Genomic DNA, 21,460 nt, shown 5'->3' with positions numbered 1-21,460 from the left:
TATTTAGCCTCTTTCCAGCTTCTGAAAGGCATTGTTGAGTACTTCGGCCCAGGTAGGGTGGGCAATAATGAGATTCTCAAGCTGCTGGTAGCGCAGGTTGCCGGCCATGGCCAACTGGAACATGGTCATGATTTCGCCACCCTGCTCGCAGAGCACGGCCGCCCCCAGCAGCTGGTCGTCGTCGCCCACGAGCACTTCCACGAAGCCCTCAGTCTGGCCCGTTTCCACGGCCCGGCCAATGGTGCTGGCATCCAGCCGGCTCACCCGGAAAGGCACTTTCTGCTTGCGAGCCTGGTCCTTGGAAAGCCCGATGCGGCCCAGTTGGGGCTCGGTAAATACCACGTAGGGCACTGGCCGCTGGTGATAGTCGCGGGCGCGGCCGTGCAACACCTGGTCGCGCACAATGCGGTAGTCGTCGTAGGTGATGTGGGTGAACTGGGGGCCGCCCTTCACGTCGCCGAGGGCATACACGCCCTTGGCGGGGGTGCGCAAGTCGTCATCCACCAGAATGTAGCCATCCTCGTCGGTTTCAATGCCGGCCAGCTCCAGGCCCATGTCCAGTGTATTGGGCACCCGCCCGGTGGCCACCAGCAGGTGCGAACCCCGGATACGCCGCTCACCGCCCGGTGTATCGGCCGTGAGCGTGAGGACACCTTCGTCGTTGCGGGATACGTGCCGGGCCTCGGCTTCGAGTACGAATTCAATGCCCTCGGCTTCGAGTAACTCCTGCATTGGCCGGCTAACATCCGAGTCTTCGCGGTCCATGATAGTGGCCGAGGTTTCGATAACGGTAACGCGCGAGCCCAGGCGCCGGAACATCTGCCCGAACTCGACCCCGATGTAGCTACCGCCCAGAATGATGAGGTGTTCGGGTAGTTGTTGCAGGCCCAGCAGCAGCGTGTCGTTGGTAAGGTAGCCGCTGGCTTCGAGACCGGCAATGAGGGGCACGGCCGCGTGGGTTCCGGTGTTAATGAAGATGAGCGGCGCTGTTAGCTGCTCCTGGCCTGCCGCGTCGTTAAGGTCGACATGCAACGTGTTGGGCGCCGCAAAACGGGCCCGGCCCCGTACGAGCCGGATGTTGGGGTGGGCAGTAGTGAGGTTTCGCTCGATACCGTCGCGCGAATTCTGCGTCAGCCGGTCCTTGCGCGCGACTACGGCGGCAAAGTCCACGACCGGTTCGGGGGCCTGAATGCCCAGCTCGCCGGCGGTGCGTACCAAATGCGCCCGCTGGGCCGAAGCCAGCATGATTTTGGTAGGTGCGCAGCCGTAATTAACGCACGAACCGCCTAAGTGGGCACTTTCTATGAGCGCAACGCGGTGGCCAGCCTCAGCCAAGGCGTAAGCCAGCGGATTGCCTGCCTGGCCAGAGCCAATAATCAGCGCATCGTAAGAAGTAGCGGACATGTATAGTAAACTGTTAGCTGGTTGGAAGAACGAGTAGTAGAAAAACGGCGACACCTGACAAGCGGTGTGTGGTGCCGCCCGCCCTGCTGTACGCAGCCGTCGCGCTTCCGGCCGGACAACGAAGCAGGGCTGCATGCGTTAGGGCGGCAGCCAGGGCCATGCCAAAGCTGGGCTACCCGAACTTTGGCACTACTTTTCTATCTTCCCGCATCGGCTTTATTTCCCCGGTTCATGCTCTCTCGATTTCGCGCAGTTTGCGGTCTGCTGCCACTACTGCTGCTACTACTCACGGGTTGTGCGTCGCTTTACTTTCCGCCTCCGCCCCAGGTGCCGCTGCTCACCCAAAAGGGCGAATGGAGTGCTGGTGTGCACACCAACGTAAGCCAGAACACGGCCGTGCAGGGTGCCTACGCCATTTCTGACCATCTGGGCGTGATGGGCTCGGCCTCATTTCTGCACACCAATAAAAAGAAGGAGGCCGTCGACCACGACTTTGCCGAGCTGGGCCTGGGCTACTTTACGCGCCTGCCTGATAAGCGGGTGCTGGAAATCTATGGCGGCTACGGCGGCGGCCGCACAAAGCGCGTCGAGCGCAACTCCAGCGAAGGCATTACGCGCACGCTCGAAGCGGGCCTGAACAAGTATTTTGTGCAGGTGAATTATAGCTCCAAGGAAAAGAAAAGCTACCACCTGCTGGGCCGCGACTGGCCCCTAACCTACGGCACGGCCATGCGCGCCAGCTACGTCACGCTCACCGATTTCCGCCTCAACGGCCAGCCCGCTTTCAACGAGGATAATATCCTGTTCGAGCCCATAACCTACGCCCGCGTCAAGCTCATCGGCCCGCTCGATGGCCAGTTCATCAGCGGCTACAACTTCGGCCTCAAGCACCGCAAGTACCTGAAAGCCGCCAATTCGGTGTTTCAGATTGGCATTGTGGTGAACCTGGGCGGGCAGACGGGCGGCAAGTAGGAGAAGCAGTTACCTTTGACACCCTACGGCCGAGACCTTGCCCGATTTTGCCAGGGCCGGCCTCAGGGAGCTGCTTACATGGAAACAAAAACCGTCCTCGTAACTGGTATTGGCGGCAACGTTGGCCAGGGTATCGTGCGTACTATTCGCGCTACGGGCTTTCCGGTGCGGGTAGTAGGCTGCAACGTAGCCGCTTTTTCGGCCGGCAACCACTTGGTCGACGCCTTCCACGAAGTGCCTTACGCTGAGGCTCCCGCTTATGTGGCCCGGATTGCGGCCATCGTTGAGCAGGAGCGTATTGACCTTGTTATCCCCTCCACCGACTACGAACTGTGTGAGCTGGCCCGGCACCGGTCAGAAGTGGGCTGCGCTGTAGCCGCTTCGCCCGCCAGCACGGCGGGCATTTATCTTGACAAACTGGCGACGTTCCACCACCATGCCAGGCACGGAATTCCTTTTGCCCGCACCATTCCGCCTTCCGAATACCGGGGCCAATATGCCGAGTGCATCGTTAAGCCCAGAACCGGGCGCGGCTCGCGGGGCCTGCATATCAATCCGGCGAACTTTTCAGGTTTCTCCGATGAGGAATACATCGTGCAGGAGCTGCAGCGGGGCGAGGAAATAACCACCGCATTTTACGTAAACCGCCAGCAGCAGCTTCACGGCTTCATCACGCTGGTCCGGAGCCTCGAAAACGGAACCACCAGCTCGTGCCGCGTCGTAACTCACGCCGATGCGGCCGTGCGCGAAATCCTGGATAAGATGCTGATTGCGGGCGAATTTAATGGATCTGCCAACCTCCAGTCCATTGTGCAGACTGACGGGGAGGTGGTGCCGTTCGAGGTGAACTGCCGGATTTCGGGCACCAATTCCATTCGGGCCAATTTCGGGTTTACCGATGTGCGCTACACCTTGCAGGAATACCTGTATGGGCAAATGCCCGACGCGCCGCACATCCGGCCGGGCGTGGCCGTGCGGGTGTTGCTGGACGTAATTTATCCCGACCAGACCTCCTTTGACAACCTGGCCGATAACTCGGCTCCGCACTTTGTTTTTTAGGCTGATTTTCTGGTCCAAGCCCGCCTCATGCCCATTCAATACCTGCTGTTCGACGCCGCTAATACGCTCTTGCACAAACCGCTGCTGTGGGAGCGGCTGCAAGAGGTACTAACCACCGGGGGCCATGAAATTCCGCTGCCGCAGCTGCGCCGCAACCATAAGCTGCTGAGCGAGTGCCTGCCGTTTCCCGACCGCACCTCGCGCCAGTTTTACCGCACCTTCAACGCTGAGCTGCTGTATTCGCTGGGCATCATTCCCACCGCCGACCTGCTGGAGCGCATCTTTCAGGCCTGTGCCCAGCTGCCCTGGGAAGCTTTCCGTGACACGGTGGCTTTGGCCGCGCTGCCGCTGCCGCTGGGTGTTGCGTCCAACTTCAACCACTCCCTGCCCGAACTACTAACCACGCTGTTTGGGGCCGACCGGTTCCGCCACATCTGCGTGTCGGAAGCCGTGGGTGTCGCCAAACCTCACCGAGCATTCTACGAGGCGGTACTGGCCCAAACGGGCGTGCCGGCCGAAAGCGTCCTCTACATCGGTGATTCCATCAAGCTCGACATGGAGCCGGCGAAAGCCCTGGGCATGCACACGGCCCTCATCGACCGGGAGCAACTCTTCCCGCACTTCCCGCGCCGCCTAGATTCTCTTAGTCAGCTTGCTGAATTGTTGGGCTGAGATAAACGTAAGCTAACGGACAGGCAACAAAAAACCAGGCGATGAGCATCACCCTATTACCCGTTCTCGAAGTAGCAGCGCCTGCCATTGATTGGGACCAAGTTGGTCCCAGTCCTTTCGCCACGTTCTGGCAAAATCCGTCGGCTTGGGAAGAGTTTCAGGCGAAAATCCTCCGGCTGAGTGGCTTTGCCGACCACCGTCAGGCAGTTAAGGGTAGTAAGTATCTGCGGATTGATGATTGGCAGCCGGAGGGTTTACGGCGACTTATTAATGCGCACCTGGGGGCGACGGGAGATGACCGTATGCCTGTGGAGGAATCGTGTGCGCTATTTGGTGGTGGCGTTCTCTTTATTGATAATGTTCCCGTGCTTTTTCCGCAATGCTGCAGTACGATTGCTACGGTATATGACTGGAAGCCACTACTGGTACCGCAGTTTCAAGAGGGGTACTTCTGCCTCGAAGGCCATCCGGCTCCAAAAGCCATCCGAGAGGAAGAGTACCTCACAATCATTTGCGAAGATGAAGGAGAGGACTTTTATCCGCCTACGCCGCCGGTCATACGGGTTAAAGTAGCCGATTTGGCAGTGGCTGTTGAGCAGGCCGAGTGGCAAATGCAAAGGTTGTGCGAGCAAGTAAATGCGCTTTCTGCTGAGTTTGGGGCGGAAAGTATCTCACGTTATTTAATTCAAGGCGTGTAAAACAGAAAGGCCCTAGCAGAAGCTAAGGCCTTTCTATAAGGTTGCTAGAGGAGCGACCGATTACTTGCCGCCCAGCACGCGCAACATGGTGTCGCCGATTTCGGCGGGCGAGTCCACGACGTGGATGCCGCACTCGCGCATGATGGCCATTTTGGCGGCAGCCGTATCGTCGGCGCCGCCTACGATGGCGCCGGCGTGGCCCATGCGGCGACCGGGAGGGGCAGTCTGGCCGGCAATGAAGCCAACTACGGGCTTCTTGTTGCCGGTTTCCTTGATCCAGCGGGCAGCTTCGGCTTCCATGCCGCCGCCGATTTCACCAATCATTACGATGCCCTCGGTTTCGGGGTCGTTCATGAGCAGCTCCACCGCTTCCTTGGTGGTGGTGCCGATAATCGGGTCGCCGCCGATACCGATGGCCGTGGTCTGGCCCAGGCCGGCTTTGGTGAGTTGGTCAACCGCTTCGTAGGTCAGCGTGCCCGACTTGGAAACGATGCCGATTTTGCCTTTGGTGAAGATGAAGCCGGGCATGATGCCCACTTTGCACTCGCCGGCGGTCATCACGCCCGGGCAGTTCGGCCCAATCATGCGCAGGCCTTCGCGGCCCTTCAGGTACTCCTTCACCGCAATCATGTCCTTGGTTGGAATGCCTTCGGTGATGGTGATAATTACTTTGATACCGCCATCGGCAGCCTCCATGATGGCATCGGCGGCGAAGGCCGGCGGCACGAAAATGATGCTGGTGTTGGCGCCGGTTTCGGCAACGGCCTCAGCTACGGTGTTGAACACGGGGCGCTCCAGGTGCTGGGTGCCGCCTTTGCCGGGCGTTACGCCGCCCACCACGTTGGTGCCGTACTCAATCATCTGCTGGGCATGAAACGAGCCTTCGGAGCCCGTGAAGCCCTGCACTAGCACTTTAGAATCCTTGTTTACCAGAACACTCATAAAAGGGGGATTAGCGGAAATTGCTTCGTGGAAGTGGGAACAGCGGCCGCCAGGCGGGCGGCAGGGCAAAAGTAGGGTTTTCTGGTTAGCTGCCTACCATTGGCTGTTAGCTGAGAGCTATTAGCTGTTAGCTCACCGGGCAAAAACACCGTCAGCTATTAGCTAACGGCTATCAGCTAATAGCTCACACCAAAGAGTTACCTTTGGGCCAGCAAATCACTCACTCACTTATGTATCTCAACAATATCGTTGAAGCCATCGGTAACACGCCGATGGTGAAGCTCAACCGCGTAAACGACGGCATCAAAGGCACTGTGCTCGTTAAAGTAGAATACTTCAATCCGGGCAACTCGGTGAAGGACCGCATGGCGGTAAAAATGATTGATGATGCCGAAAAGGCCGGTTTGCTGAAGCCCGGCGGCACCATTATCGAGGGCACGAGCGGCAACACTGGCATGGGCCTGGCCCTCACGGCAATTGCCCGCGGCTACAAGTGCATCTTCACGATGAGCGACAAGCAGAGCAAGGAAAAGCAGGATATCCTGAAAGCCGTGGGTGCTGAGGTTATCGTGTGCCCGACCAACGTATCGGCCGACGACCCGCGCAGCTATTACTCCATTGCCCGCAAGCTCAACGCCGAAATCGAGAACTCGTTCTACCCGAACCAGTACGACAACCCCTCCAACGCCCAGGCGCACTACGAAACCACAGGCCCCGAAATCTGGGCGCAGACCGAGGGTAAAATCACGCACCTGGCGGCCGGCGTGGGCACGGGCGGCACCATCTGCGGCACCGGCAAGTACCTGAAGGAGCAAAACCCGGCCATCGTATCGGTGGGGCTCGACACCTACGGTTCGGTGTTCAAGAAGTACAAGGAAACCGGCATTTTTGATGAGGACGAGATTTACTCGTACAAAACTGAAGGCATCGGCGAGGATATCCTGCCCAAAAACGTAGACTTCGACCTTATCGACCTCTTCATCAAGGTAACCGACAAGGATGCGGCCCTGATGACGCGCCAGTTGGCCAAGGAAGAAGGCCTGTTTGTGGGCTGGTCCTGCGGCTCGGCCGTACACGGTGCTCTGGAGTATGCCCGCGAGCATCTGAAGGAAGACGACACGATGGTTATTATTTTGCCCGACCACGGCACGCGCTACCTCGGTAAAATATACAACGACGAGTGGATGCGTGAACAAGGCTGGCTGTAATCGGTTACGCTTTCCTCTGACTCTTTTTTCCCGCTTCCGGTATGGCGTCTAAGCTCCGTAGCATCGTTCTGGTGGACGACAACGAAACCACCAGCTTCCTCAACAACCGCCTGCTCAGCCGCCTCGAAGTGGCCGAGCAGGTGTACACGTACCACAAGGCCGAGCAGGCCTACCAGCAAATCTGGGGCAACGAAAAGGACGCGGCCGTTGAGGCTAATGCTCCCGACCTGGTGTTCGTGGACCTGAAGATGCCCGGTATGGACGGCTTCGAGTTTCTGAAGCTCTACAGCGCCCTGCCTCCGGAAGTGCGCGAGAAAACCGTCATGGCGGTGCTCACCACTTCTATGCACGCCGCCGATACCGCCCGCGTGGCGCAGTACGAGGGCGTGGAATACCTGGCCAAGCCCCTGACGGAGGAAAAGCTGAGCAAGCTGCTGGAAAAGCGGTTTTAAGGGGAAGAAGCTAGAAGCAAGGAGTCAGGAGCTAGAATAGCGTCTGTCATCCTGACGAAGGAAGGACCTTATCACGTGAAAACGAGTCGTTGTTACGGTCGTTCCAGCGTGATAGGGTCCTTCCTTCGTCAGGATGACAGACGCTATTCTAGCTCCTGACTCCTTGCTTTTAGCTCACCACCACATTCTCCACAAACCGGAACGCCTCACCATCAAACAGGCCTTTGTCGGACAGTTTTAGGCTGGGGATGACGAGCAGAGCCATGAACGAAAGCGTCATGAACGGGGCCTGGAGCGGGGATCCCAAGGCCTTGGCGGCCGCATCGATGGCTGAGTAGGCGGCCGCCACCTTTGGGCCGGGCTGGTCGGACATGAGGCCGGCCACCGGCAGCGGTAGCACCAGCTCCGTGCCGTCGGGCGAGACGACAGCCAGCCCGCCGCGGGCTTCCATTACCAGCTGCACGGCCCGAGCCAGGCTGGTATCGTCGCAGCCTACGGCCGTAATGTTGTGCGAGTCGTGGCCCACGCTGCTGGCCAGCGCGCCGCCTTTCAGTCCGAAGCCCCGGATGAAAGCCACCGCCGGCGGGGCCGCGTGGTAGCGGTTCACGACTGTCAGCTTCAGCATGTCGTGGCTCAGGTCGGCTACTACCTGGCCGTTTTCCACGAGTGCCGGCTCGTCGTGCCGGGCCGTAATCAGCTGCCCGTCGAAGCACTCGATAAGGCGAACAGTTGCATTGGCGTTTGGCTGGATTCCTTGAGCGATACTTACCTCAAAATCCTGGGCCTGCACGTGGTGGGGCGTGAAGTTGTTGACGACTTCCACCGGCGCGGCGGCAATTAAGGTTTCGCCGTTTTCGGCCACTAGCACGCCGTCGAGGTAGGTCTGGCGGACCTTGAAATCTACCAGATCATCTACTACAATGAAGTCGGCCGGGTCGCCTTCGCGTAGCAGGCCCACGGGCAAGCGGTAATGCTCGACGGGGTTGCGGCAGGCCACGCGCAGCACCTGCAGCACATCTTGGCCGCGAGCCACGGCCCGTTGCACGAGTTGGTTGATGTGGCCCAGCAGCAGCGTGTCGGGATGCTTATCGTCGGAGCAGAACATCATCTGCTCATAGTGCGCGGGCAGCAGGTCAATCAGGGCCTCGAAGTTGCGGGCCGCCGAGCCCTCGCGAATCAGGATTTTCATGCCCGCCGCCAGCTTATCCACCGCCTCGCCGGCCATAAAACATTCGTGGTCAGTGCTGATGCCGGCCTCGGCGTAACGACGCGCATCGTCGCCCACAAGGCCGGGAGCATGGCCGTCTACGGGGCGGTTGTAGCGCTGGGCCAGGGCAATCTTCTCCATCACGCCAGCGTCGCGGCTGAGCACGCCGGGCCAGTTCATCATCTCGGCCAGGTAGCCGATTTCGGGGTGGTCGTGGAACAGCGCCTCGATGTCGGCGGCCGTTATTTCGGCTCCTGCTGTTTCGAAAGGCGTGGCCGGCACGCAGGAGGGCGCGCCGAAGCAGAACTTGAATGGCACTTGGGCCGCGTTGGCCAGCATGTACTTCACGCCGGCCACGCCCAGCACGTTCCCAATTTCGTGGGGGTCGGAAACGGTGGCCACGGTGCCGTGCGTAACGGCTAGGCGGGCAAACTCGGAGGGCACCAGCAGCGAGCTTTCCACGTGCACGTGCGCATCCACGAAACCGGGCAGCGCGTAGGGCAGGGCCGGGTCGGGTGCGGTGGGCCCCAACGGCTCGATTTGCCGGATGCGGCCCCCGGCTACGTGCACCGTGGCGGGGGTTATGGTGTTGCTGAACAGGTCGATAACGTTGGCCTGGAGCGAAAAATCAAGCGGCATAAGCAGAGAAGAAGGCGCGGGGAAAAAGCGGGCCGCAGGGCGGCGGGCGGGTAAAGAACCGTATATTTGCCCAAAATCCGCACCGTGAGAAAGATTGTGACTTTGCTGCTGGCCGTCTGTATCGGGGGCTCGGGCCTGCTGACGACGGGCTGCGCCACCCGTTCGACGCTGCAGAAAAAAACGGCCAGCTACAAGCGCAAAGCCAAGTCCGGCAAGATTCCCTGTCCCTGCGAAAGCCATTAGAATTCGACCAGCCGGCGGGCCTTCCCCGCCGGCTCGTTGCTGTTACTGCCCTCTACCAGCCCGCCCATGCCCGACGAATCGCCCCTAGTCGCCCTGCACAACGCCGCCGAAGCTGTCCGCCACCAGCTGCGCCTCAATACCTATGATGCCGCCGCCGTGCAGCGGCTCGATGAGTTCATTGAAGTGCAGCGGCCCATTATCAAAGATGATGAGCGCGAAGGTGTGATAAAGGCCCTGGGCTGCTTTTTGGGCCAGTGCATGGTGCAGACCTACGGCGGCACCTGGGCCCAGAACCCCCAGGGCGTAACGGGCGTGGGCCTGAACGAACAGCATTTCTTTAACCCCTTCTACCGCGTGGGCGAGCAGCTGGTGAAAGGCCCCGCGCAATCGGTAGCGGCCTTTTTTGCGAGCATACCCGAGCGTATGGCCAGCCTGCCCACCCGTAAAACCTGGATTTAGTGAGCTCTCCATCCGAACCCGGCCGTCCCGACCTTGCCATGCAGAAAATTGTCATTGCCATCGACGGCTATTCTTCGTGCGGGAAAAGCACTACGGCCAAGGCCGTGGCCGCCGAGCTGGGCTATGCCTACATCGATACGGGCGCCATGTACCGGGGCGTGACGCTGTATTTGCTCGAAAATAACATCGCCTTCCACGACTTGCCCCGCATCGAGCAGGCCCTGCACGAGATGCAGGTCAGCTTTAAGCGCAACCGCCAGACCGGCCGCAACGAGCTGTGCCTTAATGGGAAGGTTCGGGAAGATGAAATCCGGCAGATGCGCATTTCCAACTCCGTAAGCGAGGTGTCGGGGCTGCCGCTGGTGCGCCACGCCATGGTACGCCAGCAGCAGCAGATGGCCCGCCGCCGCGGCGTGGTCATGGACGGCCGCGACATTGGCACCACCGTTTTTCCCGACGCCGAAGTGAAGGTATTTATGACGGCCGAGGTGCTGACCCGCGCCCTGCGCCGGCAGGAGGAGCTGGCTGCCAAAAACGAGCACGTGCCGGTGGAGGACATTGTGGACAACCTGCAGAAGCGCGACTACCTCGACTCGACCCGCACCGAAAGCCCCTTGCGCCGCGCCTCCGACGCCGTGCTGCTCGATACCACCCACATGATGATTGACGAGCAGGTGGATTTCGTGCTCGAACGCGTGTCGGCCGCCCTGTTCTCGCGGGCCGCTGCCCGGGCGAAGTAGCCCGCATCTGCGGACCCAAACTGCTGCCGCAACTGTTGTGGTAACAGAATCTGGCCTGTAACCAGCTGGCCTGCCGGCGCTACCCGTTATCGGGTCCGGCTTCATCAACCCAAGCCCATGAACGTCCTCATCGATAAGAATTCCGGCTACTGCTTCGGCGTCGAATTCGCCATTCAGATGGCTGAAGACGAGCTGGCCCACGAGCAGAACCTGTACTGCCTGGGCGACATCGTGCACAACCGCATGGAGGTGGAGCGTCTGCACGCGCTGGGCCTGCGCATCATCGACCGCGAGCAACTCGAAGAAATTCATGATGCCAAGGTGCTCATCCGGGCCCACGGCGAGCCGCCGGCTACCTACGAGTTGGCCCTGCGCAACAACCTGGAGCTGATTGACGCCTCCTGCCCGGTGGTGCTCAAGCTGCAGAACCGTGTAAAGCACGCCTTCGACGCCTCCAACCGCCAGCAGGGCCAGATTGTAATTTACGGCCAGCCCGGCCACGCCGAGGTAGCTGGCCTCACGGGCCAGACCCGCAACCAGGCCATCATCGTGATGACCGAAGCCGACCTCGACCAGGTGGACTTTTCGCGGCCCGTGACCCTGTTCAGCCAGACCACCAAGAGCACGGCCGGTTTCTACCACATGAAGGCTGTGATCGAGGAGCGGATTAAAGCGGCCGGTGGCTCGCTCGATTCGTTCGACGCCAACGACAGCATCTGCCGGCAGGTGAGCAACCGCGAGCCGGCCCTGCGCGTTTTCGCCCGGCAGCACGATGTTATCATCTTCGTGAGCGGGCGCAAAAGCTCCAACGGCAAGGCCCTGTTCTCGGTCGTCAACCAAACCAATGTGCGCAGCTACTTCGTGGAAAACGAGCAGGAGCTGGACGAGGCCTGGTTTCACGAGGCCAATTCGGTGGGCATCTGCGGGGCTACCAGCACCCCTATGTGGCTAATGGAGCGCGTGAAGGAGCGCATCGAGAAAGTGGGAGAGCTGATTGGGTAGAACGTCATTCTGAGCGAAGGCGGAGCCGAAGTCGAAGAATCTCGCGTGCAACAGTAACCAGACGTTTGGATTACTATTGCATGCGAGATTCTTCGACTTCGGCTCCGCCTTCGCTCAGAATGACGTTCTCCGCTAACCAATAAGCACCAACCATGCGCAAATACCTGAACTACTTTCTCAGCGGCTTTCTGATTGTGGCCCCCATCGGGCTCACGGCCTACATTCTGTTCGCGATGCTGCGCTGGCTCGACGACCTGTTTGCGGGCCTGAGCTTCGATATACCCGGGCTGGGGCTGCTGGTGGCCGTGCTGCTGATTACGGCCGTGGGCTTCGTGGCCAAGTCGTTTCTGGTGCGGCCCTTTCTCATTATTACCGAGCGGCTGCTGCACCGCACGCCGCTGGTCAGCATTATCTATTCGAGCCTGAAGGATTTGTTCGACGCCTTCGTGGGCGACAACCAGAAGTTCAACCGCCCGGTACTGGTGCGGCTCAACGGCCCCGATCAGGTGTTCAAAATGGGCTTCGTCACCCAGCCCACCATGGCCGCCATCACCCGCGACGACCTGCTGGCCGTGTACTTTCCGCACTCCTACAACTTCTCGGGCGAGCTGGTGCTGGTGCCCATCGAAAGCGTGACCTACCTGGAGTTGCCCAGCAGCGAAATCATGAAGTTCATTGTGTCGGGCGGGGTGTCGCGCCTGGGGTAGCGGTGCATGAGTGGCTTAGTGAAGGAGTGAACCGGGCGGCTAGGGTGCATAGCGCGAAGTGATGGTAGCCCGGTTTCAACCGCTTCAACCGTTGCATTCGACGCTTCGGGGGCAGTTGGTAACGGTTGGGTAACTACGGTTTAGGGCATTTCAGCGGAAAGCCTATCTTTAGTACAGTCAACCACTTAAACGCTTCCCACTCATGGAAACTCCCAACCGCGACCCCCAACTCTGGCGCCTGGCCCGTCAGCGTGCCCACTTCCAGTCCAGCCTGCTCACCTACCTGTTCGTCAATGTTATCCTGTGGGCGGTGTGGGCCTTCACGGGCCGCGACTCCAATCCAATTCCGTGGCCGCTGTGGGTGTCGTTTTTCTGGGGGATTGGCTTGGTTGTTCGCGGGCTCAAAGCCTACGGTGGCCTGGGCTGGGCCGACCGCTCGGAACACGAGTATGAGAAGCTGGTGCGCCAGCAGCGCAACGAGCTGCGCTAAACCAGCCAGCTTCCGGTGCTTCTGCGGGAAGGTGTGGCCGCTTGGCCTCGCGCCGCTGCTGCCGCGCCCCAAGCAGCAGAACGAGCACCTGAAAGACCTTCATTAGCTTAAGAATCTTCTTCGGTAGCTTGAGAATCCTCTTTGATTGCTTGGGAATCTTCTTCGGTAGCTTGAGAATCCTCTTTGATTGCTTGGGAATCTTCTTCGGTTGCTTAGGAAGCTTCTTCAGTTGCTTGAGAATGACCTTTGGTAGCTCAGGAAGCTTCTTCGGTTGCCCGAGAAAAGTCTTTGGTTGTTCGGGGAAGGCCTTCGGTAGCTCAGCATGGAGCTTTGGCTGCCCGGTGCGGGAAATAGGCAACCTTCCCGGCCGGGGGCGGGTTAGGGGTACTATGAAACCCCGCTATTTCCTGCCCCTGCTGCTGGCCCCGCTGGCCCTGAGTTCGTCCGTTGCCCCCGGCCCCGCGCCGGCTGCCGATACCAACCTGCGCAAAATCAAGCTGCCGCCCGGCTTCACCATCAGCTACTTTGCCCAGAACGTAAAAAGTGCCCGCGAGCTGGCCCTGGGCCCCGACGGTACGGTGTACGTGGGCACTAAAAACGACAAAGTGTACGCGCTGCCCGACCGCAACAAGGACGGCCGCGCCGATGAAGTAATTACGCTGGCCTCGGGCCTGAACGCGCCCAACGGCGTGGCCGTGCGCAACGGCAGTCTCTACGTGGCCGAAATCAACCGTATCCTGCGCTACGACAATGTGGGCGCTAAGCTCAGGCAGCCGCCCAAGCCGGTCGTAGTCAGCACGGCCCTGCCCGATAAGGAGTGGCACGGCTACCGCTACATTGCCTTCGGGCCCGATGGCAAGCTCTACGTGCCGGTGGGCGCGCCCTGCAACAGCTGCCTGCCCGAAGCCCCCATCTACGCCACCATCAACCGCATGAACCCCGATGGCTCGGGCCTCGAAACCTTTGCCTACGGCGTGCGCAACACCGTCGGCTTCGACTGGAGCCCCCAGGACAAAGCCTTGTGGTTTACCGACAACGGCCGCGATAAACTCGGCGACAACCTGCCGGCCGACGAGCTGAACCGTGCCGCCGCGCCCGGCCAGCACTTCGGCTTCCCGTACTTCTTCGCCGGCGACGTGCCCGACCCCGAGTTCGGCAAGGGGAAATCGATGGACACCTACGCAAAGCCGGCCCGGAAGCTGGGGCCACACGTAGCGGCGCTGGGTATGAAGTTCTATACGGGCAAGCAGTTTCCAGTGAAGTACCGCAACCAGATTCTGATTCCCGAACACGGCTCCTGGAACCGGAGCAGCAAAATCGGCTACCGCATCACGCTCGTTACGCTCGATGCCGCCGGCAAGCAGGCCACCGGCTACCAGACCTTCGCCGAAGGCTGGCTGCAGGGCCAGCAGCCCTGGGGCCGCCCCGTGGCTCTGCTCGTGATGCCCGACGGCTCGCTGCTCATCAGCGACGACCAGAACGACGCCGTGTACCGGATCAAGTACGGGAGTTAACAAGTTGAAAAGTTGGGAAGGGAGAACGTTATGCTGAGCGGAGCGCAGCATAACGTTCTCCCTTCTCCCTACCTCATCAACTCCCCATTCCTTAACTTGCCCCCCATGAAAAAGCAACGTGAACCTAAGCGTACGGTGGGGCGGCGGGAACTGGTTGATTTTCCGACGCTGCAGCTCTGGGGGGTGGAGGCTAAGGTAGACACCGGCGCCTACACCGGGGCCCTGCACTGCTCCAACATCCACCAGGAAACCGACGCGCAGGGTGTCACGCGCCTGCACGTGCAGCTGCTCGACCCCTCGCACCCCCACTTCGATGGCTCGCCCATGACCTTCGACGCGTTCAGCATGCGCGACATCCGCAGCTCCAACGGCGAAGTACAGCAGCGCTACGTAATTGAGGCCGTTATCCGGCTGTTTGGGCAGGATTTCACGACCGAGTTCTCCCTTTCCGACCGTTCCGACATGAAATATCCCGTTCTTGTGGGCCGGGTACTGCTGCGCCAGGCCCGGTTGGTAGTAGATGTGGCCCGGCGCAACGTATCGTACAAGTTATTAGAGATTGGAGCCTAGTTAGTAGAGCTTAGTGCACGGAATGCCCTTCCACCCTAAGCGCTACTAACTGAGCTCTAAGATCCAACCACCCCTCTTTCGCCTCTACAGTCCGCAACCAAATGAAAGTAGCGATTCTATCGCGTGAGCCGAAGCTCTACTCGACCCGCCGGCTGGTGGAAGCCGCCGAGCAGCGCGGCCACGAGCCCATAGTTATCGACCACCTGCACTGCAACCTGGTGCTTGAAAAGGGCCAGCCCGGCATCATTTACCAGGGCAAGCGTCTCGAAGGCATCGACGCCATTATTCCGCGCATCGGAGCTTCCGTCACGTTCTATGGCTGCGCCGTGGTGCGCCAGTTCGAGATGATGAAGGTGCGCACGGCCATCGACAGCCAGTCGATTGTGCGCAGCCGCGACAAGCTGCGCTCGATGCAGATACTGAGCCGCGCCGGCGTGGGCATGCCCAAAACGGCCTTCACCAACTACTCCGACGATGTGCCGGCCATGATTGAGCAGGTAGGCGGGGCGCCGGTCATCATCAAGCTGCTCGAAGGCACCCAGGGCCTGGGCGTGGTGCTGGCCGAGTCGGCCAAGGCAGCCCAGTCGGTGATTGAGGCCTTCCACAACCTCAAGGCCCGCATTATTGTGCAGGAGTTCATTGCCGAAAGCAAAGGCGCCGACTTGCGGGCCTTTATTGTGAACGGTGAAGTGGTGGGCGCCATGAAGCGCCAGGGCAAGGAGGGCGAGTTCCGCTCGAACCTGCACCGCGGCGGCTCGGGCATGCTCGTGAAGCTGAGCCGGGCCGAGAAGGCCGCCGCGCTGCTGGCCGCCAAGTCGCTGGGCCTGGGCATTGCGGGCGTCGATATGCTGCAAAGTGCCCGTGGCCCGCTGGTGCTGGAGGTGAACTCCTCGCCCGGCCTCGAAGGCATCGAGCGCGCCACCGGCCTCGATATTGCCGGTAAAGTCATCGATTACACCGAGCAACTGGTTCAGAAAAGGAAATCGACCGACGCGAAGAAGGCGTAGCATAAGGAATGAACTACCTGTCATCCTGAGCGGAGCGAAGGATCTTATCCTGTAAGGACTGCCTTAACAACTGGTCGTCCTCACGGGATAAGGTCCTTCGCAAGCTCAGTATGACAGCTGTTTTTCTGTTCTCCCCACCTGCTTTTCACCTCACTACCCCCCCCACTAATGTCCCAAACCGTCCCCGACCAGCTTTGTCTGAATGGCCTTACCATTGGGCCCGGCGAGCGGGTACTTACCCGGCTCGTGATTTCGCGGCTGCCCTCGGGAACGGTGATTGACATTCCGGTGCACGTGTTCCGGGCCGTGGAGCCGGGCCCGACGGTGCTGCTGATGGCCGGCATGCACGGCGACGAGGTGAACGGCATCGAAACCATCCGCCGCCTTATCCGGCGCGACCTGCTGCGGCCGCTGCGGGGCACCATCATCGCCATTCCCATCCTCAACATCTACGGTTTCCTCAACTTCTCGCGCGAGGTGCCCGATGGTAAGGACGTGAACCGCAGCTTCCCCGGCAACCCCCGCGGCTCGCTGGCCAGCCGGGTGGCGCACCGCTTCATGCGCGAAATCATGCCCCTGATTGACTACGGCATTGATTTCCATACGGGCGGCGCCACGCGGGCCAACACGCCGCAAATTCGCTGCCTGCTGCACGAAGACGCCGAAACCGACGCGCTGGCCGCGGCCTTTGCGGCACCCTTCACGCTGCACGCCGGTCTGCGGCCCGGCTCACTGCGCGAAACGGCCATGCAGCAGGGCTGCCGGATTATCGTGTACGAAACCGGCGAGTCGATGCGGCTGGATGAAGGAGGTATTGACCTGGGTATTGCCGGTACGCTGCGGGTGCTGCACCATCTGGGCATGGTAGCCGAGGCGCCGGCGCCGTCGCAGCCAACCGTGGTGTGCCTGCGCTCAACCTGGCTACGGGCGCGCTACGCCGGTATTTTCCGCAGCCTGGTGCAGCTGGGCCAGCACGTAGAGGAGGGGCAGGCCTACGGTTCGGTGGCCGACCCCTACGGCGAGCGGTCGGTGCGGCTGGAGTCGCCGGTTACGGGCTACATTATCGGCCTCAACCACATGCCGGTCGTCAACCAGGGCGATGCGCTGGTGCATGTGGCCCGCCTCGACGCCGCCCCCAGCCGCGCCGACCTGGTCGTGCCTTTCGACGAGAAGCCCATCAAGCGCACCGAAGAGGACGTGAACGAGGTGGACCGCGCCGAAGACCCGGCCCCCCACGACGACGGCCACGGCGACGAGGTGTGGTAGGCAGCGAGTCAGTTACTGAACTTCAGGCACCGATTCACCACGTCGCCGATTCGCCTATTCCCTGTACTTTTGCCCGGCCGCCCTTTGGCGGCATTTTGCTTTTTCCTGTTTGCTGAATGAAAAATTCCACTCAACTGATTGTAAACGCGGTGCTGGTTGTGGCCGTAGCCGTGCTGTTTTACCTGCATTTTGCCAGCGGTAAGCCCGCTAAGCCAGTCGCCACACCGGCGCCCATAGCCGCTTCGGCCACCGATACAACCACGGCGGAGACCGAAGAGCCCGAAGTACCCCTCACGGCGGCCGTGCTGGCCGACACCAACAAGGTGGCCTACGTGGAAACCAACCGGCTGCTGGAGGAATACCAGGGCATGAAGGACGCCAGCAAGCGCCTCGAGACCAAAGCCCGTGGCTGGGAAGCCCAGAACAAAAAGCTCGTGACCAGCTTCCAGACGGCGGTGCAGCAGTACCAGCAGAAGGCCGAGGGCATGAGCGCCGAGCAGCGCGCCACCACCGAGCAGCAGCTGCAGGCGCAGCAGGCGAAGCTGGGCCAGGAGCAGGAAAAACTGCAGCGCCAGGCCCAGGAGGAGCAGGCCAAGCTGAACGACCAGGTGATGAGCCGCGTGAACAAGCAAATTGAGACGTACGGCAAGGCCAACGGCTACCGGCTGATTCTGGCCACCGGCGCCGGCAACATTGCCTATGGCCGCAAAGACCTCGACATCACGACGCCGGTGCTCAAATACCTCAACAAGGAATACGGCGGCAAAAAATAGCCCCCCGTTCGCCCGCAGCCACAAGGCCCGGCGGGCCGACTCCCGGAGTCGGCCCGCCGGGCCTTGTGGCTGCGGGGTAGTTTTGGGCCGGTTGGTAGCCGGCATGCTGCCGGGGCTGGTGGGGGCGGCTAGAGCGTAAAGCGCAGGCTCACGGCCGCATCATGGTAGAAGCCGGTGTAACCCCGGAATACTTCAAAAAACGGTTTGTAGTCCAGCGCTACTACGAAGGGCAGATCGGGTAGCTTGTACTCGAGGCCCAGAATGAGGTCGGCCCCGCCTACCAGGCGGCTTTTGTCGTCGTAGTAGTAACGGTACTTGTCTTTCTTGCGGCCGAAGCGCGAATCCTCGAAGTAGTAGCGACTCTGGTAGGCGCCCAGGTGCGCCCCGGCCCCGTAGTAGAACTGCAGGCCTTTGAAGTCGGAAACGGGCAAGTGTTTTTCCAGTAGCAGCGTCAGGCGGCCCCCGCGGGCCGCGTATTCGCGCGTGAGCAGGCCCTCCACGGCTACGCCCTTCTTACCGCTCAAGAAGTGCTTTACGGTGAGGCCCGACGACCAGCCGCCGCCCCGCAGGCCGATGCCGGTGGTGTAGCCGCCACCGCTGTTTTTTTGCGCCAGCGCCGGAGTGCCCGCGGCCAATACGCCCAGCGCCAATGCGCCAGTCAGCCAGAATTTCATACAGAAAAAGTGAGGTAAGGAAAGTAGGTTTCCCCGTAAAAGTACAACACGTACCCCGTTATCCGCCCGGCTGCCCGGCCCTGCCTTCGCGGGCAATGGCATCGGAGCGGTGGATGCGGATGCCGCCGCCGTCGTCTTCAGCGGCGCGGAGCATGGCCCGGGCCACCGTATCGGCAGCAATGGCGCGGTAGGGGCGCAGCGGGCCTACCAGCAGCGGCTTCAGCAGGGCCAGCAAGCCACCGGCCAGCCGCTCGCCCAGGCGCGGGGCCGCCCGGTGGCCCAGCAGCAGCGAGGGCCGGAAAATATGCACGGCATGAAACGAAGTCTGGCGCACGGCCTCCTCCATTTCGCCCTTCACCCGTGCGTAGTAGGTGGCGGCCTGGGCATCGGCCCCCAACGACGACACGACCAGCAGCTGGCCGCCGAAGTTGGCCGCCGCCAGCCGGGCCAACGCCGTCACGTACGTAAAATCGACCTGGTAAAAGGCCGCGCGCGAGCCCGCCTGCGCCAGGGTGGTGCCCAGGCAGCAAAACACGTCGTCGGCCACCAGCTGCGGCCCGTAGTCGGCCAGGCGCTCAAAGTCAACCACTAGCTGCTCCAGCTTCTCGTGTACCAGCGGCAGGGGCTTCCGGACCAGGGCAATTACGCGGCCGTAGCGGGCCGAAGCCAGCAGCAACGGTAGCAGCTGTTGGCCAATCAGGCCGCTGGCACCGGCAATAAGGGCAGTTTTAGGCATGGCGGGGGCGGGTTTTATTTAAACCAACTGTCATTCTGAGCGAAGGCGCAGCCGAAGTCGAAGAATCTCGCGTGCCAAAGTAATCCAGACGTTAGAAATTACTGTGGCACGCGAGATTCTTCGACTTCGGCTGCGCCTTCGCTCAGAATGACACGTTCTTTATGAACAACGAACAACAAAACCTTACCCGCGCAGCTGGGTGTGTTCGGGGGCCAGATCGACCAGGCCCTGCTTGTAGAGCGCGCCTAGGGCCTTTTTGAAGATTTTCTTGCTCATGCCCAGGCGGCGGTACACGTCGTCGGCCAAGCTTTTGTCGCCCAGCGGCAGGCGGCCTTCGGGGGCAGCGCGCAGGGCTTCGAGCAGCGTATCGGCCTGGGCGCGGGCCTCGTCGTAGCCGATTTGCTGGAGGCTCAGGTCGAGCTTGCCATCGGGGCGGATGGCGCGGATGTAGCCCGTGTGCACGTCGCCGAGGCGCAGGGGCTTGAACACCTCGTTGTGGAAGATGAGGCCCTGGTGGGTGCCATCGACCAGCATTTTGTAGCCCAGGTCGGTTTCTTCGGCTACCAGCAGCTCGGCCGCGTCGCCTACTTTTCCGGGGAACGGGTCATTGCTCAGAAACCACTCCCACTTGGCCGAGGCTACGATGCGGTCGGAGGTATCGTCGAGGTACACGAATACGGTGGCCCGCTCGCCGGGGCGCAGGTTGCGGCGCTGGTTGCGGTAGGGCAGCAGCAAATCCTTCTCCAGGCCCCAGTCGAGGAAGGCGCCGGTGGGCGTCACGTCGCGCACGGTGAGGGCCGCGAACTGGCCCACCCGGGCAAAGGGCTCCAGGTTGGTGGCAATCAGGCGGTCTTCCGAGTCGCGGTACACGAACACGCGCACCACGTCGCCGATCTGGGTGCCCGGCTCCACGTACTTGCGCGGTAGCAGCAGGTCGCCGTCGTCGGAAGTCAGGTAGAGGCCGAAATCCACCTCCCGCACCACTTCCAGGTCGTTGAAATCACCGAGAATCATAGGGAATCAGGAATTTTGGAGTATGACGTATGAATTGGGGGGGCGGCAGCGGGGGCGCGGGGCACGAAGGTACGCAAAGGGCGGGGGGAGCCCGACGACGGGTGAAATTCACCGGCGGCCGGATAAAATTCATGCGTCGTCCTGTGAAATTCATCCGTCGTCCCATGAAATTCATGCGGCGCCGCATAAAATTCATCCGACGACGCATGAAATTCATCCGTCGTCCCATGAATTTCACCCGTCGTCCTATGAAATTCATGCGTCGTCCCATGAATTTCATCCGACAGCCTATGAAATTCACGCGTCCTCCTATAAAATTCATCCGACGGCCCATGAAAATCATCCGACGACGCGCCAATGGGTGGCGGCCGGGGCTATACGCCAAACGGGGCCGGATGACGCGCATCCGGCCCCGCGGGGGAAGCAACCAGGGGCCGGCGGGCCGGCTAGGCCCTGGACTTATCGGCTTTGCGGGCCGTGCTCTGCTCGAAGCGGGTTTTGAGCACGCTACGGGCATCCTCGGCCCCCGAGATGCCCTGGCGGGCGGCCTGCTGCACCGAGTTGTAGAAGGCCAGCGCCGTGACGTAGGCCTCGCTGCCTAGCTTGATGCTGGTGCTGCTTAGGTTGGAGGCCAGCGGCTGCAGGCGCCGCCCAATGCGCTGCAGCTGCTCCCAGGCCACCAAATCCTGGCGCAGGCCGGCAATATCGACGTAGCCGGGGGCGAGGTTGGGCTGCTGCTCGGCCAAATCGAGGGCCTGCTGCATAAAGGGCAGCGAGGCGTCGGCGGCCTTGGGCAGGCGCTGCACCTCCTTGCCCGTGAGCGTAACCAGGACCGGGGCCAGCGCCGACTCCAGCGCGTCGAGGGCCTCGTTTATTTTCTTCAGATCGGCCGCGGCCAGGTTGATTTGCAGGTTGTCGGGGGCAGGCATACGCAACGGGGTTTAAGGAAGAGAAAAAGAACGGCCCGCGCAGGGCTGGAAGTCAGGGTTAAGATAGAGAGAAGCCGGAAAAA

Annotated in this window: 23 protein-coding genes and 1 pseudogene; 17 read left to right on the top strand and 7 right to left on the bottom strand. The window is 61.1% G+C overall.

Going from position 1 to position 21,460, the window contains the following annotated elements:
• Window positions 1-3 precede the first annotated feature (3 nt).
• Entirely contained in the window at window positions 4-1,404 is a 1,401-nt protein-coding gene (locus tag BLW21_RS05280) for a mercuric reductase (protein ID WP_092738420.1), read from the bottom strand.
• 231 nt (window positions 1,405-1,635) lie between these two features.
• Between BLW21_RS05280 and BLW21_RS05275 the strand changes: the two genes are divergently transcribed.
• The 4 genes from BLW21_RS05275 (at window position 1,636) to BLW21_RS05260 (ending at window position 4,805) form a co-directional block, all read left to right on the top strand.
• Window positions 1,636-2,376 carry a hypothetical protein gene (locus tag BLW21_RS05275; RefSeq protein WP_139255089.1) on the top strand — a complete coding sequence of 247 codons (741 nt, stop codon included), beginning with the start codon at window positions 1,636-1,638 and terminating at the stop codon, window positions 2,374-2,376.
• A gap of 78 nt (window positions 2,377-2,454) precedes the next feature.
• Window positions 2,455-3,435 carry an ATP-grasp domain-containing protein gene (locus tag BLW21_RS05270; protein ID WP_092738418.1) on the top strand — a complete coding sequence of 327 codons (981 nt, stop codon included), beginning with the start codon at window positions 2,455-2,457 and terminating at the stop codon, window positions 3,433-3,435.
• Between the two features lie 27 nt (window positions 3,436-3,462).
• Entirely contained in the window at window positions 3,463-4,107 is a 645-nt protein-coding gene (locus BLW21_RS05265; RefSeq protein ID WP_092738417.1) for an HAD family hydrolase, read from the top strand.
• A 41-nt stretch (window positions 4,108-4,148) separates the two neighbouring features.
• The gene (locus BLW21_RS05260; protein ID WP_092738416.1) at window positions 4,149-4,805 is read left to right on the top strand and encodes a hypothetical protein; all 657 of its coding nucleotides are present in this window, start codon (window positions 4,149-4,151) and stop codon (window positions 4,803-4,805) included.
• A 60-nt stretch (window positions 4,806-4,865) separates the two neighbouring features.
• Here the strand turns inward: BLW21_RS05260 and sucD are convergent, their stop codons facing one another.
• Window positions 4,866-5,747 carry a succinate--CoA ligase subunit alpha gene (gene sucD / locus BLW21_RS05255; protein ID WP_092738415.1) on the bottom strand — a complete coding sequence of 294 codons (882 nt, stop codon included), beginning with the start codon at window positions 5,745-5,747 and terminating at the stop codon, window positions 4,866-4,868.
• Window positions 5,748-5,977: 230 nt separating this feature from the next.
• On the opposite strand from sucD, the pseudogene BLW21_RS05250 reads away from it, so the two are divergent.
• Both BLW21_RS05250 and BLW21_RS05245 read left to right on the top strand, forming a co-directional pair.
• A pseudogene (locus tag BLW21_RS05250) lies at window positions 5,978-6,952 on the top strand (PLP-dependent cysteine synthase family protein); the annotation flags it as partial.
• Window positions 6,953-6,996: 44 nt separating this feature from the next.
• A complete protein-coding gene (locus tag BLW21_RS05245) occupies window positions 6,997-7,407 on the top strand; it encodes a response regulator (RefSeq protein ID WP_092738413.1) in 411 nt (136 codons plus the stop codon).
• Between the two features lie 169 nt (window positions 7,408-7,576).
• On the opposite strand, the gene ade is transcribed toward BLW21_RS05245, so the two are convergent.
• Window positions 7,577-9,253, bottom strand: a complete 1,677-nt coding sequence (gene ade / locus BLW21_RS05240) for an adenine deaminase (RefSeq protein ID WP_092738412.1) — start codon at window positions 9,251-9,253, stop codon at window positions 7,577-7,579.
• A gap of 84 nt (window positions 9,254-9,337) precedes the next feature.
• Between ade and BLW21_RS21450 the strand changes: the two genes are divergently transcribed.
• The 11 genes from BLW21_RS21450 to BLW21_RS05190 all read left to right on the top strand — a co-directional run bounded on the left by BLW21_RS21450 (window position 9,338) and on the right by BLW21_RS05190 (window position 18,024).
• Window positions 9,338-9,496, top strand: a complete 159-nt coding sequence (locus BLW21_RS21450) for a hypothetical protein (RefSeq protein WP_175470865.1) — start codon at window positions 9,338-9,340, stop codon at window positions 9,494-9,496.
• Between the two features lie 66 nt (window positions 9,497-9,562).
• Window positions 9,563-9,955, top strand: coding sequence for a hypothetical protein (locus BLW21_RS05235; RefSeq protein WP_092738411.1), 393 nt, complete (start codon window positions 9,563-9,565; stop codon window positions 9,953-9,955).
• 38 nt (window positions 9,956-9,993) lie between these two features.
• Window positions 9,994-10,695, top strand: coding sequence for a (d)CMP kinase (gene cmk, locus BLW21_RS05230; protein WP_092738410.1), 702 nt, complete (start codon window positions 9,994-9,996; stop codon window positions 10,693-10,695).
• Window positions 10,696-10,812: 117 nt separating this feature from the next.
• Window positions 10,813-11,697 (top strand): 4-hydroxy-3-methylbut-2-enyl diphosphate reductase, encoded by an 885-nt coding sequence (locus BLW21_RS05225; RefSeq protein ID WP_092738409.1) that lies wholly within the window; start codon window positions 10,813-10,815, stop codon window positions 11,695-11,697.
• Window positions 11,698-11,849: 152 nt separating this feature from the next.
• Window positions 11,850-12,404: a DUF502 domain-containing protein gene (locus BLW21_RS05220; RefSeq protein WP_092738408.1), complete on the top strand. Its 555-nt coding sequence runs from the start codon at window positions 11,850-11,852 to the stop codon at window positions 12,402-12,404.
• 202 nt (window positions 12,405-12,606) lie between these two features.
• Window positions 12,607-12,894, top strand: a complete 288-nt coding sequence (locus tag BLW21_RS05215) for a 2TM domain-containing protein (RefSeq protein ID WP_092738407.1) — start codon at window positions 12,607-12,609, stop codon at window positions 12,892-12,894.
• A 389-nt stretch (window positions 12,895-13,283) separates the two neighbouring features.
• Window positions 13,284-14,408 carry a PQQ-dependent sugar dehydrogenase gene (locus tag BLW21_RS05210; RefSeq protein ID WP_092738406.1) on the top strand — a complete coding sequence of 375 codons (1,125 nt, stop codon included), beginning with the start codon at window positions 13,284-13,286 and terminating at the stop codon, window positions 14,406-14,408.
• 105 nt (window positions 14,409-14,513) lie between these two features.
• The gene (locus tag BLW21_RS05205) at window positions 14,514-14,978 is read left to right on the top strand and encodes an ATP-dependent zinc protease family protein (RefSeq protein ID WP_092738405.1); all 465 of its coding nucleotides are present in this window, start codon (window positions 14,514-14,516) and stop codon (window positions 14,976-14,978) included.
• Window positions 14,979-15,079: 101 nt separating this feature from the next.
• The gene (rimK, locus tag BLW21_RS05200) at window positions 15,080-15,985 is read left to right on the top strand and encodes a 30S ribosomal protein S6--L-glutamate ligase (protein WP_092738404.1); all 906 of its coding nucleotides are present in this window, start codon (window positions 15,080-15,082) and stop codon (window positions 15,983-15,985) included.
• 168 nt (window positions 15,986-16,153) lie between these two features.
• Complete coding sequence (locus BLW21_RS05195) at window positions 16,154-17,251, top strand: succinylglutamate desuccinylase/aspartoacylase family protein (protein WP_092738403.1); 1,098 nt, start codon at window positions 16,154-16,156, stop codon at window positions 17,249-17,251.
• 116 nt (window positions 17,252-17,367) lie between these two features.
• The gene (locus BLW21_RS05190) at window positions 17,368-18,024 is read left to right on the top strand and encodes an OmpH/Skp family outer membrane protein (protein ID WP_092738402.1); all 657 of its coding nucleotides are present in this window, start codon (window positions 17,368-17,370) and stop codon (window positions 18,022-18,024) included.
• Between the two features lie 128 nt (window positions 18,025-18,152).
• Here the strand turns inward: BLW21_RS05190 and BLW21_RS05185 are convergent, their stop codons facing one another.
• From BLW21_RS05185 to BLW21_RS05170, 4 genes are all read right to left on the bottom strand, one after another.
• Window positions 18,153-18,698, bottom strand: coding sequence for a hypothetical protein (locus BLW21_RS05185; RefSeq protein ID WP_092738401.1), 546 nt, complete (start codon window positions 18,696-18,698; stop codon window positions 18,153-18,155).
• 58 nt (window positions 18,699-18,756) lie between these two features.
• Window positions 18,757-19,434 carry an NAD(P)H-binding protein gene (locus BLW21_RS05180; protein WP_092738400.1) on the bottom strand — a complete coding sequence of 226 codons (678 nt, stop codon included), beginning with the start codon at window positions 19,432-19,434 and terminating at the stop codon, window positions 18,757-18,759.
• Window positions 19,435-19,617: 183 nt separating this feature from the next.
• Complete coding sequence (locus tag BLW21_RS05175) at window positions 19,618-20,448, bottom strand: CvfB family protein (RefSeq protein ID WP_092738399.1); 831 nt, start codon at window positions 20,446-20,448, stop codon at window positions 19,618-19,620.
• 446 nt (window positions 20,449-20,894) lie between these two features.
• Window positions 20,895-21,377, bottom strand: a complete 483-nt coding sequence (locus BLW21_RS05170) for a hypothetical protein (RefSeq protein ID WP_092738398.1) — start codon at window positions 21,375-21,377, stop codon at window positions 20,895-20,897.
• Between the last annotated feature and the right edge of the window lie 83 nt (window positions 21,378-21,460).

The sequence above is a fragment of the Hymenobacter psychrophilus genome, assembly GCF_900107135.1.
In the GTDB taxonomy this organism is placed as follows: Bacteria; Bacteroidota; Bacteroidia; order Cytophagales; family Hymenobacteraceae; genus Hymenobacter; species Hymenobacter psychrophilus.
This window is presented reverse-complemented; position numbering and strand designations above follow the sequence as displayed.

Bases quoted from the DNA above. Each gene is read 5' to 3' on its own strand.
- BLW21_RS05270 (WP_092738418.1), top strand. From the start codon at position 2,455: ATGGAAACAAAAACCGTCCTCGTAACTGGTATTGGCGGCAACGTTGGC.
- rimK (WP_092738404.1), top strand. From the start codon at position 15,080: ATGAAAGTAGCGATTCTATCGCGTGAGCCGAAGCTCTACTCGACCCGC.
- BLW21_RS05205 (WP_092738405.1), top strand. From the start codon at position 14,514: ATGAAAAAGCAACGTGAACCTAAGCGTACGGTGGGGCGGCGGGAACTG.
- ade (WP_092738412.1), bottom strand. From the start codon at position 9,253: ATGCCGCTTGATTTTTCGCTCCAGGCCAACGTTATCGACCTGTTCAGC.
- BLW21_RS05215 (WP_092738407.1), top strand. From the start codon at position 12,607: ATGGAAACTCCCAACCGCGACCCCCAACTCTGGCGCCTGGCCCGTCAG.
- BLW21_RS05175 (WP_092738399.1), bottom strand. From the start codon at position 20,448: ATGATTCTCGGTGATTTCAACGACCTGGAAGTGGTGCGGGAGGTGGAT.
- BLW21_RS05170 (WP_092738398.1), bottom strand. From the start codon at position 21,377: ATGCCTGCCCCCGACAACCTGCAAATCAACCTGGCCGCGGCCGATCTG.
- BLW21_RS05210 (WP_092738406.1), top strand. From the start codon at position 13,284: ATGAAACCCCGCTATTTCCTGCCCCTGCTGCTGGCCCCGCTGGCCCTG.
- BLW21_RS05235 (WP_092738411.1), top strand. From the start codon at position 9,563: ATGCCCGACGAATCGCCCCTAGTCGCCCTGCACAACGCCGCCGAAGCT.
- BLW21_RS05195 (WP_092738403.1), top strand. From the start codon at position 16,154: ATGTCCCAAACCGTCCCCGACCAGCTTTGTCTGAATGGCCTTACCATT.
- BLW21_RS05220 (WP_092738408.1), top strand. From the start codon at position 11,850: ATGCGCAAATACCTGAACTACTTTCTCAGCGGCTTTCTGATTGTGGCC.
- BLW21_RS05260 (WP_092738416.1), top strand. From the start codon at position 4,149: ATGAGCATCACCCTATTACCCGTTCTCGAAGTAGCAGCGCCTGCCATT.
- sucD (WP_092738415.1), bottom strand. From the start codon at position 5,747: ATGAGTGTTCTGGTAAACAAGGATTCTAAAGTGCTAGTGCAGGGCTTC.
- BLW21_RS05275 (WP_139255089.1), top strand. From the start codon at position 1,636: ATGCTCTCTCGATTTCGCGCAGTTTGCGGTCTGCTGCCACTACTGCTG.
- BLW21_RS05280 (WP_092738420.1), bottom strand. From the start codon at position 1,404: ATGTCCGCTACTTCTTACGATGCGCTGATTATTGGCTCTGGCCAGGCA.
- BLW21_RS05265 (WP_092738417.1), top strand. From the start codon at position 3,463: ATGCCCATTCAATACCTGCTGTTCGACGCCGCTAATACGCTCTTGCAC.
- BLW21_RS05190 (WP_092738402.1), top strand. From the start codon at position 17,368: ATGAAAAATTCCACTCAACTGATTGTAAACGCGGTGCTGGTTGTGGCC.
- BLW21_RS05245 (WP_092738413.1), top strand. From the start codon at position 6,997: ATGGCGTCTAAGCTCCGTAGCATCGTTCTGGTGGACGACAACGAAACC.
- cmk (WP_092738410.1), top strand. From the start codon at position 9,994: ATGCAGAAAATTGTCATTGCCATCGACGGCTATTCTTCGTGCGGGAAA.
- BLW21_RS05225 (WP_092738409.1), top strand. From the start codon at position 10,813: ATGAACGTCCTCATCGATAAGAATTCCGGCTACTGCTTCGGCGTCGAA.
- BLW21_RS05180 (WP_092738400.1), bottom strand. From the start codon at position 19,434: ATGCCTAAAACTGCCCTTATTGCCGGTGCCAGCGGCCTGATTGGCCAA.
- BLW21_RS05185 (WP_092738401.1), bottom strand. From the start codon at position 18,698: ATGAAATTCTGGCTGACTGGCGCATTGGCGCTGGGCGTATTGGCCGCG.